Annotated in this window: 1 protein-coding gene and 1 pseudogene; one reads left to right on the top strand and one right to left on the bottom strand. The window is 69.4% G+C overall.

Features of this window, described 5'->3' with window-relative positions; all coding sequences use genetic code 11:
* Positions 1–201: pseudogene (locus ELR45_RS37705) on the top strand (radical SAM family heme chaperone HemW); the annotation flags it as partial.
* A 65-nt stretch (positions 202–266) separates the two neighbouring features.
* On the opposite strand, the gene ELR45_RS12800 reads toward ELR45_RS37705, so the two are convergent.
* Positions 267–1,010 (bottom strand): iron chelate uptake ABC transporter family permease subunit (locus ELR45_RS12800; RefSeq protein ID WP_165367726.1); only part of this gene is annotated, 744 nt, incomplete at its 5' end.

Below are 1,010 nucleotides of genomic sequence, written 5' to 3'. Positions count from 1 at the left end.
GTAGAGCGCGTGCTCCTGGAGGTGCGTCTGGCCGAAGGGCTCGACGTCGGCGTCCTCGACGAGGACGGCCGCAAAGCGGCCCAGCAGGCCGTCGACGACGGGCTCGCTGAGCTGGATGCCCTGGAAAGGGGACGTGTCGTGCTGACCCGGCGTGGCCGTCTCCTCGCCGACGCCGTCGTCCGCGACCTCCTGCCTACCTAGCTCCCATGATCATCAACGGGTAGCCGGACCATGGCCGGTCTATCCGTTGATGATCATGGGAACAGTCAGGCGCGGGAACGCCAGAGCAGCCAAGCGAAGTAAGGCGTGCCGATCAGGGCGGTCAGCAGTCCGGCGGGCACCTGTGCCGGTGCGATGACGGTGCGGCCGATCGTGTCGGCGAGGCTGACCAGCGTGGCTCCGAGCAGAATGGCGACCGGGATGACCCGCGCGTGTTTGGCGCCGACGAGCGCCCGGGCGGCATGCGGTGCGACCAGACCGACGAACCCGATCACGCCGACGGCGGAGACTGCCGTGGACGCGAGCAAGGCGGCGCCGCCCAGTGCGACCAGCCGGGTGGCCTCGAGACGGACGCCGAGGACCCGTGGGGTGTCGTCGTCGAGGGAGAGCAGGTCGAGCTCTCGTCGCGCCAGTACGATGAGCGGCGTCAGCACGAGCAAGGCCACCACGATCGGCATGACTTGCGGCATGGTCCGGCCGTAGGTGGACCCCGACAGCCAGGTCAGCGCTTTCGCCACGTTCCACGGGTCGGTGAGCACGATCATGAACGTGATCGCCGCCATGCCGCCGAACCAGACTCCGATGCCGATCAGCACGAGCCGGTCTGAGTTCAGCCCGGCCCGCCAGGACAGCGCATAGACGAGCCCGAAGGTCAGCACGGCGGCGCCGCCGGCCACCGACGACAACGCCAGCACACCGGCCGATGGAACGAACGTCAGCAGTGCGACTGCCCCGATCCCGGCGCCGGCGGTGATGCCCAGCAGTCCAGGCTCCGCTAGCGGGTTCCGGCA

Origin of the sequence: Phytoactinopolyspora endophytica, assembly GCF_004138495.1 — a bacterium.
In the GTDB taxonomy this organism is placed as follows: domain Bacteria; phylum Actinomycetota; class Actinomycetes; order Jiangellales; family Jiangellaceae; genus Phytoactinopolyspora; species Phytoactinopolyspora endophytica.
Note: the sequence above shows the minus strand (reverse complement) of the source record. Positions and strands in the feature narration are given on the sequence as shown.